Genomic DNA, 7,920 nt, shown 5'->3' on the forward strand with positions numbered 1-7,920 from the left:
ACTCCCTGTTCAGATCACCACATTACGTACAAACTTCGCCGCTACCACCCCGTCGTTGCGATAACAGTGTGGCTGGTTGCTGGCAAACATAAAGAATTCACCCGCCGCGATATGCTGTGGCTGGTCGCCGAGCATAACGGTCAGGCACCCTTCGAAGACATAAATCTGCTCGCTCCAGCCATCGGCGTCCGGCTCCGACGGATACACCTCGCCCGGTTGCAGGCACCATTCCCACTGCTCGACTTCACGACTGGCCTGGGCCTTGGAAAGCAACACCGCCCTGCTGCCAGGGATCGTGCCGGTCCAGGCCAGCTCATTGATACGGCTGGGATCGCGGGCGTCGGGGGCCTGGATCAAATCACTGAAGGCAACGTCCAGGGCTTCGGCCACCCGGTCGAGGGTGGTCAGGCTGACGTTCTTTTCCCCTGCCTCGATCGCCACCAGCATTCGACGGCTGACTCCGGACTTTTCGGCCAGCGCGGTCTGGCTCAGGTCGGCGGCATGACGTAAACGACGGACGTTTTGACTGACGTGCTGGAGGACCGAAGCCCGCTGGGTAGAATCTTTGTGCACTATATTGCTCACTGAGTGGGGTTGGGCAGTATACTGCGCAACATTCGACGCATTGTGCGTCCCCCTCCAGTAGCGTGCAAGGTCATGACGTCGGTGAATTCCCCAAAGGCTTCCTCCCGTTTTACAAGGTTCAGCAAGGCCGAATGCGTGCTGGTACTGATCACGATGGTCTGGGGCGGTACCTTCCTGCTGGTACAGCATGCGATGACCGTCAGCGGCCCGATGTTTTTCGTCGGCCTGCGCTTTGCCGCCGCCGCGAGCATCGTCGCCCTGTTTTCCTGGCGTCACCTGCGCGACCTGACCCTGTTCGAACTCAAGGCCGGGTCGTTTATCGGCGTGGCGATCATGCTCGGCTACGGCTTGCAGACGGTCGGGCTGCAGAGCATTCCCAGCAGCCAATCGGCATTCATTACCGCGCTGTACGTCCCGTTTGTGCCGTTGCTGCAATGGCTGGTGCTGGGGCGGCGCCCGGGTTTGATGCCGAGCATCGGCATCATGCTGGCCTTTACCGGGTTGATGCTGCTGTCCGGGCCGTCAGGTGCGTCGTTCAATTTCAGCCCCGGTGAAATCGCCACCTTGATCAGCGCCGTGGCCATTGCGGCCGAGATCATCCTGATCAGCACCTATGCCGGCCAGGTCGATGTGCGCCGGGTGACGGTGGTGCAACTGGCGGTCACTTCGGTGCTGTCGTTCCTGATGGTGGTGCCGACCAACGAAGCGATTCCGGACTTCTCCTGGTTGCTGTTGTGCAGCGCGCTGGGGCTCGGGGCGGCGAGCGCGGCGATTCAGGTGGCGATGAACTGGGCACAGAAAAGCGTGTCACCGACACGCGCCACGCTGATCTATGCCGGTGAGCCGGTATGGGCCGGGATAGTCGGGCGCATTGCCGGGGAGCGCTTGCCGGCGATTGCCCTGGTCGGGGCCGGGTTGATTGTGGTGGCGGTGATTGTCAGTGAGTTGAAGACCAAGGGTAAGGCTGCGCCGGCTGAGGAAGAGCTGGAGCGGGAAGCACAGTGATAAGTCGCAAACTTTGCATTGCCGGATAGGCCGCCATCGCGAGCAAGCTCGCTCCCACAGTGTCTTGGGTTGAACACAAGATTGTGTGTACACCTTCATACCCTGTGGGAGCGAGCTTGCTCGCGAGAGGCCGGAACTGGCTCCCCGACCTCTCTCTGAAACAATGTGAATCAGGGCATTTCCGTCTACCGTGTAGGATTCTGCGACAGCTTGGCGTTTGGTGATCCGGGAGCTGGCACGTATGATGCTTCACAAACTTCCGCAGATTAGAAGCCTATGTCCCTGATAGTTCTACTGCTTCTGCCTTTCATAGGCAGCTGTTTGGCGGCCGTGTTGCCGCACAATGCCCGTAACGCCGAATCCCTGCTGGCTGGCCTGATCGCCCTGATCGGCACCGTTCAGGTCGCCTTCCTGTACCCGCAGATCGCCGATGGCGGCGTCATTCGCGAAGAGTTTTCATGGCTGCCCAGCCTGGGCCTGAACTTCGTCCTGCGCATGGACGGTTTCGCCTGGCTGTTCTCCATGCTGGTGCTGGGCATCGGCACCCTGGTTTCGCTGTACGCGCGCTACTACATGTCGCCGAACGATCCGGTGCCGCGATTCTTCGCGTTTTTCCTGGCCTTCATGGGCGCCATGCTCGGGCTGGTGATCTCCGGCAACCTGATCCAGATCGTGTTTTTCTGGGAGCTGACCAGCCTCTTCTCGTTCCTGTTGATTGGCTACTGGCACCATCGCGCCGATGCCCGGCGCGGCGCCTACATGGCGCTGATGGTGACCGGTGCGGGCGGCTTGTGCCTGCTGGCGGGGGTCATGCTGCTCGGCCATGTGGTCGGCAGCTATGACCTGGACAAGGTCCTGGCCGCCGGCGACCTGATTCGCGCCCATGCCCTCTACCCGATTCTATTACCCCTGATCCTGATCGGCGCCTTGAGCAAAAGCGCCCAGTTCCCCTTCCATTTCTGGCTGCCCCACGCCATGGCCGCGCCGACGCCCGTATCGGCGTACCTGCACTCGGCGACCATGGTCAAGGCCGGGGTTTTCCTGCTCGCACGGCTATGGCCCTCGCTTTCGGGCAGTGAAGAATGGTTCTACATCGTCAGTGGCGCCGGCGCCTGCACCCTGCTGCTCGGGGCGTATTGCGCGATGTTCCAGAACGACCTCAAGGGATTGCTGGCCTACTCGACCATCAGCCACCTGGGCCTGATCACCCTGTTGCTTGGCTTGAACAGCCCGCTGGCCGCCGTCGCCGCGGTGTTCCACATCCTCAACCATGCGACGTTCAAGGCCTCGCTGTTCATGGCCGCCGGGATCATCGACCACGAAAGTGGCACCCGCGATATCCGCAAACTCAGCGGCCTGTACAAGCTGATGCCGTTTACCGCCACCCTGGCCATGGTCGCCAGCGCCTCGATGGCCGGCGTGCCGTTGCTCAATGGCTTCCTGTCCAAGGAAATGTTCTTCGCCGAAACGGTGTTCATCAATGCCACGCGCTGGATCGAACTGAGCTTGCCGATCGTGGCAACCATTGCCGGTACCTTCAGCGTGGCTTACTCCCTGCGTTTCACCGTGGACGTGTTTTTCGGCCCGCCCGCGACCGACCTGCCACACACACCCCACGAGCCACCACGCTGGATGCGCGCGCCGGTCGAGTTGCTGGTGTTCGCCTGCCTGCTGGTGGGAATTTTCCCGGCCCAGATAGTCGGCCCGCTGCTCGCGGCGGCGGCGCAACCGGTGGTCGGCGGCACGCTGCCCGAGTACAGCCTGGCCATCTGGCACGGCCTGAACGCACCGATGATCATGAGCCTGATCGCCTTGTCCTGCGGCACCGTGCTCTATCTGCTGCTGCGCAATCAATTCAAGCGCGGAAACTTCAACCGTCCGCCCGTCATCGGTCGCCTGGACGGCAAGCGCCTGTTCGAATACGGACTGGTCGCCATCATGCGCTTGGCCCGTCGCCTGGAGCCCCGGATTGGTACCCGGCGCCTGCAGATGCAGTTGTTCCTGGTAGTGCTTGCTGCCGTGCTGGCCGGGTTGATTCCCATGCTGCACAGCAGCCTTCACTGGGGTGACCGGCCGAAAATCCCGGGGTCGATCGTCTTCGTCACCTTGTGGTTGCTGGCCATCGCCTGCGCCCTTGGCGCGGCCTATCAGGCCAAGTACCACCGTCTCGCGGCCCTGACCATGGTCAGCGTCTGCGGCCTGATGACCTGCGTTACCTTCGTCTGGTTTTCCGCGCCGGACCTGGCCCTGACCCAACTGGCGGTCGAAGTGGTGACCACGGTGCTGATCCTGCTGGGCCTGCGCTGGCTGCCACGACGGATCGAGGAGGTCTCGCCGTTGCCGGGCAGCCTGCGCCGGGCGCGGGTGCGGCGTATCCGCGACTTGCTGCTGTCGACCTCGGTCGGTGTCGGCATGGCGTTGCTGGCCTACGCCATGCTGACGCGCCAGACCCCCAACGATATTTCCTCGTTCTATCTCAGTCGCGCCTTGCCCGAAGGCGGCGGCAGCAACGTGGTCAACGTGATGCTGGTGGACTTCCGTGGTTTCGACACCCTCGGTGAAATCACCGTGCTGGTGGCCGTGGCCCTGACCGTGTTCGCCCTGCTGCGCCGCTTCCGCCCGCCCAAAGAAAGCCTGCAACTGCCGGCCCAGCAACGCTTGCTCGCGCCGGATGTGGTTACCGACCTGGTCAACCCGCGTCACGCCAGCGACACCGCGCTCGGTTTCATGATGGTGCCGGCGGTGCTGGTGCGCCTGCTGTTGCCGGTGGCGCTGGTGGTCTCGTTCTACCTGTTCATGCGCGGGCACAATCAACCGGGCGGCGGTTTTGTCGCCGGGCTGGTGATGTCGGTGGCGTTCATCCTGCAATACATGGTTGCCGGCACGCAGTGGGTCGAGGCGCAAATGAGCCTGCGGCCACTGCGCTGGATGGGCACGGGACTGATGATTGCCACGGCCACGGGCCTGGGCGCGATGGTCGTCGGCTATCCGTTCCTGACCACCCACACCTGGCATTTCTCGTTGCCGCTGCTGGGTGACATTCACCTGGCCAGCGCGCTGTTCTTCGACATCGGTGTGTACGGCGTGGTGGTCGGCTCGACCCTGTTGATCCTCACCGCCCTCGCCCACCAATCGGTGCGCGGCCACAAAACCGCCGCCCAGCCCAGATCCGTTGCCGCCAAAGGAGCCGTCTGATGGAAGAAGTCATCGCAATCGCCATCGGCGTACTGGCCGCGTCCGGCGTCTGGCTGATCCTGCGCCCACGGACGTTCCAGGTGGTCATGGGCCTGTGCCTGCTGTCCTACGGGGTCAATCTGTTCATCTTCAGCATGGGCAGCCTGTTCATCGGCAAGGAACCGATCATCAAGGACGGCGTGCCGCAGGACCTGTTGCACTACACCGACCCGCTGCCGCAGGCACTGGTGTTGACGGCGATCGTCATCAGCTTTGCCATGACCGCGCTGTTCCTGGTGGTGCTGTTGGCTTCCCGGGGCCTGACCGGCACCGACCATGTGGATGGCCGGGAGCCCAAAGAATGATGGCGATGACTCACCTGATCGTCGCACCCATTCTGCTGCCGCTGCTGACCGCCGCGATCATGCTGATGCTCGGCGAGAAGCACCGGCCGCTCAAGGCCAGGATCAATCTGTTCTCCAGCCTGCTCGGGCTGGGCATTGCCGTGGCGTTGTTGCAATGGACACAGACCACCGGCGTGCCCGGCTCCATCGGTGTGTACCTGCCGAGCAACTGGCAAGTGCCGTTCGGCCTGGTGTTGGTGGTCGACCGCCTGTCGGCGCTGATGCTGGTGCTGACCGGCATCATCGGCGTCAGTGCCCTGCTGTTCGCCATGGCCCGCTGGGACAGCGCCGGTTCGAGTTTTCACGCGCTGTTCCAGATCCAGTTGATGGGTCTTTACGGCGCATTCCTCACCGCGGACCTGTTCAACCTGTTCGTGTTCTTCGAGGTGCTGCTGGCCGCGTCCTACGGCTTGATGCTCCACGGTTCGGGCCGGGCGCGGGTGTCGTCGGGGCTGCATTACATCTCGATCAACCTGCTGGCCTCGTCGCTGTTCCTGATTGGCGCGGCGCTGATCTATGGGGTCACCGGCACGCTGAACATGGCCGACCTGGCGGTGAAAATCCCGCTGGTGTCCGAAGCTGATCGCGGTTTGCTGCACGCTGGCGCGGGGATCCTGGCCATCGCGTTCCTGGCCAAGGCCGGCATGTGGCCGCTGAACTTCTGGCTGGTGCCGGCCTACTCCTCGGCCAGCGCGCCGGTGGCGGCGATGTTCGCGATCATGACCAAGGTCGGCGTGTACACCTTGCTGCGCCTGTGGACGCTGCTGTTCTCCGCCCAGGCCGGGGCATCGGCGTTCTTTGGCGGCGACTGGCTGATCTACGGCGGGATGGCGACCATCGTCTGCGCTGCCATTGCGATCCTCGCCGCGCAACGCCTGGAGCGCATGGCCAGCCTGAGCATCCTGGTGTCGGCGGGCATTCTGTTGTCGACCATCGGTTTCGCCCAGCCGAACCTGGTCGGCGCTGCGCTGTTCTATCTGTTCAGCTCGACCCTGGCGTTGAGCGCCCTGTTCCTGCTGGCCGAGCTGATCGAGCGCTCGCGCTCGGCCAACGAAGTCCTGCTCGAAGATGAAGCCGAACTGCTGCCGCGGCCACTGGAATCCCTGCATCCGCCCAAAGGCACCAACCTCGACGACGACCAGAAAGCCGTGGTCGGCCAGGTGATTCCCTGGACCATGGCGTTTCTCGGCCTGAGCTTCATCGCCTGCGCCTTGCTGATCATCGGCATGCCGCCGCTCTCTGGCTTTATCGGCAAACTCGGGTTGATCGGCGCCCTGCTCAATCCGCTAGGCCTGGGCAACAGCGGCGACACACCGGTTTCCAACGCCGCGTGGGGCCTGTTGGTGTTGTTGATCGTGTCTGGGCTGGCATCGCTGATCGCGTTCTCGCGCCTGGGCATCCAGCGTTTCTGGACGCCTGCGGAACGACCATCGCCCCTGTTGCGACGCCTTGAATGCATACCGATCTTCGCCCTGCTGGGCCTGAGCATTGCGCTGACCTTCAAGGCCGATCCGCTGCTGCGCTACACCCAGGCCGCCGCCGATGCCCTGTACAACCCGCAGCAATACGTGATGGCGGTGCTCGACACACGCGTCGTACCGAACCCGTCGGCCGTAGCGGCCCCGCAGGAGGTGCAACCATGAAGCGCCTGTTTCCGGCACCGCTGCTATCGCTGGCCCTGTGGCTGCTGTGGCTGTTGCTGAACCTGTCGATCAGCCCCGGCAACCTGCTGCTGGGTGCCGCGCTGGGATTCTGTGCGCCATTGATGATGCGCAGGCTGCGTCCGCTGCCGGTGCGCATCCGTCGTCCCTGGGTAATCCTGCGCCTAATCCTGCTGGTCGGGCGCGATGTGCTGGTGTCCAACCTCGCCGTGGCCTGGAGCGTGCTCAATGCCGGTCGCCGCCCGCCTCGCTCGCAATTCATCAAGGTGCCGCTGGACTTGCGTGACGCCAACGGCCTGGCCGCGCTGTCGATGATCACCACGGTGGTGCCCGGTACGGTCTGGTCGGAGCTGGCGCTGGACCGCAGCATTCTGCTGTTGCACGTCTTCGACCTGGACGATGAGGCGCTGTTCATCCAGCACTTCAAGGCGACCTACGAACGTCCGCTGATGGAGATCTTCGAATGAGCCCCTTGCTGTCGAACGCGATCCTGCTGAGCCTGTTCTTCTTTTCCCTGGCGATGATCCTGACCCTGATCCGCCTGTTCAAGGGGCCGTCGGCCCAGGATCGGGTTCTGGCGCTGGACTACCTGTACATCGTCGCGATGCTGATGATGCTGGCGCTGGGTATACGTTATGCCAGTGACACCTACTTCGAGGCGGCGTTGCTGATCGCACTGTTCGGTTTCGTCGGCTCGTTCGCCCTGGCGAAATTCCTGCTGCGTGGCGAGGTGATCGAATGAATACGCCATTGTCGTTGTGGGTGGAGATCCCGGTGGCGATCCTGCTGGTGCTCGGCAGTCTGTTTGCCTTGATCGGCGCCACGGGCCTGCTGCGCATGAAGGACTACTTCCAGCGCATGCACCCACCGGCCCTGGCCTCGACGCTCGGGACCTGGTGCGTGGCGCTGGCTTCGATCATCTATTTTTCGGCGCTCAAGTCCGCGCCGGTATTGCACGCCTGGCTGATTCCGATCCTGCTGGCGATTACCGTGCCGGTGACCACCTTGCTGTTGGCCCGGGCCATTGGCGATTCGGATCTGGTGGGCTTTTTCAAAGAGGTCAAAGGCTCGAAATTTGCCCGGCTCGACAC

General features: G+C 63.1%; 8 protein-coding genes. 7 read left to right on the plus strand and 1 reads right to left on the minus strand.

The features are described 5' to 3' along the window. Positions 1-9: 9 nt before the first annotated feature. Entirely contained in the window at positions 10-573 is a 564-nt protein-coding gene (locus AC1RP7_RS26955) for a helix-turn-helix domain-containing protein (protein ID WP_090456428.1), read from the minus strand. A gap of 84 nt (positions 574-657) precedes the next feature. Between AC1RP7_RS26955 and AC1RP7_RS26960 the strand changes: the two genes are divergently transcribed. From AC1RP7_RS26960 to AC1RP7_RS26990, 7 genes are all read left to right on the plus strand, one after another. Continuing rightward, the gene (locus AC1RP7_RS26960; protein WP_493183244.1) at positions 658-1,590 is read left to right on the plus strand and encodes a DMT family transporter; all 933 of its coding nucleotides are present in this window, start codon (positions 658-660) and stop codon (positions 1,588-1,590) included. Between the two features lie 276 nt (positions 1,591-1,866). Beyond that, on the plus strand, positions 1,867-4,785 hold the full coding sequence (locus tag AC1RP7_RS26965) for a monovalent cation/H+ antiporter subunit A (RefSeq protein ID WP_349736967.1): 2,919 nt from the start codon (positions 1,867-1,869) through the stop codon (positions 4,783-4,785). After that, on the plus strand, positions 4,785-5,129 hold the full coding sequence (locus tag AC1RP7_RS26970; RefSeq protein WP_007986256.1) for a Na+/H+ antiporter subunit C: 345 nt from the start codon (positions 4,785-4,787) through the stop codon (positions 5,127-5,129). Before AC1RP7_RS26965 ends, AC1RP7_RS26970 begins: the two co-directional genes overlap by 1 nt. Beyond that, a complete protein-coding gene (locus AC1RP7_RS26975) occupies positions 5,126-6,811 on the plus strand; it encodes a monovalent cation/H+ antiporter subunit D (RefSeq protein ID WP_493183243.1) in 1,686 nt (561 codons plus the stop codon). The genes AC1RP7_RS26970 and AC1RP7_RS26975 overlap by 4 nt, the downstream gene beginning before the upstream one ends. Further along, complete coding sequence (locus AC1RP7_RS26980; RefSeq protein WP_150815145.1) at positions 6,808-7,296, plus strand: Na+/H+ antiporter subunit E; 489 nt, start codon at positions 6,808-6,810, stop codon at positions 7,294-7,296. Before AC1RP7_RS26975 ends, AC1RP7_RS26980 begins: the two co-directional genes overlap by 4 nt. Further along, on the plus strand, positions 7,293-7,571 hold the full coding sequence (locus AC1RP7_RS26985) for a K+/H+ antiporter subunit F (RefSeq protein ID WP_007986253.1): 279 nt from the start codon (positions 7,293-7,295) through the stop codon (positions 7,569-7,571). The genes AC1RP7_RS26980 and AC1RP7_RS26985 overlap by 4 nt, the downstream gene beginning before the upstream one ends. After that, on the plus strand, positions 7,568-7,920 hold a 353-nt coding region (locus AC1RP7_RS26990; protein WP_493184007.1), incomplete at its 3' end, for a Na+/H+ antiporter subunit G. The genes AC1RP7_RS26985 and AC1RP7_RS26990, both read left to right, overlap by 4 nt.

This window comes from Pseudomonas sp. GW822-FHT01E03, from assembly GCF_058802985.1.

Excerpts from the sequence above, each read along its gene's own strand:
- AC1RP7_RS26975 (WP_493183243.1), top strand. The coding sequence starts at position 5,126 with ATGATGGCGATGACTCACCTGATCGTCGCACCCATTCTGCTGCCGCTG.
- AC1RP7_RS26985 (WP_007986253.1), top strand. The coding sequence starts at position 7,293 with ATGAGCCCCTTGCTGTCGAACGCGATCCTGCTGAGCCTGTTCTTCTTT.
- AC1RP7_RS26970 (WP_007986256.1), top strand. The coding sequence starts at position 4,785 with ATGGAAGAAGTCATCGCAATCGCCATCGGCGTACTGGCCGCGTCCGGC.
- AC1RP7_RS26965 (WP_349736967.1), top strand. The coding sequence starts at position 1,867 with ATGTCCCTGATAGTTCTACTGCTTCTGCCTTTCATAGGCAGCTGTTTG.
- AC1RP7_RS26980 (WP_150815145.1), top strand. The coding sequence starts at position 6,808 with ATGAAGCGCCTGTTTCCGGCACCGCTGCTATCGCTGGCCCTGTGGCTG.
- AC1RP7_RS26960 (WP_493183244.1), top strand. The coding sequence starts at position 658 with ATGACGTCGGTGAATTCCCCAAAGGCTTCCTCCCGTTTTACAAGGTTC.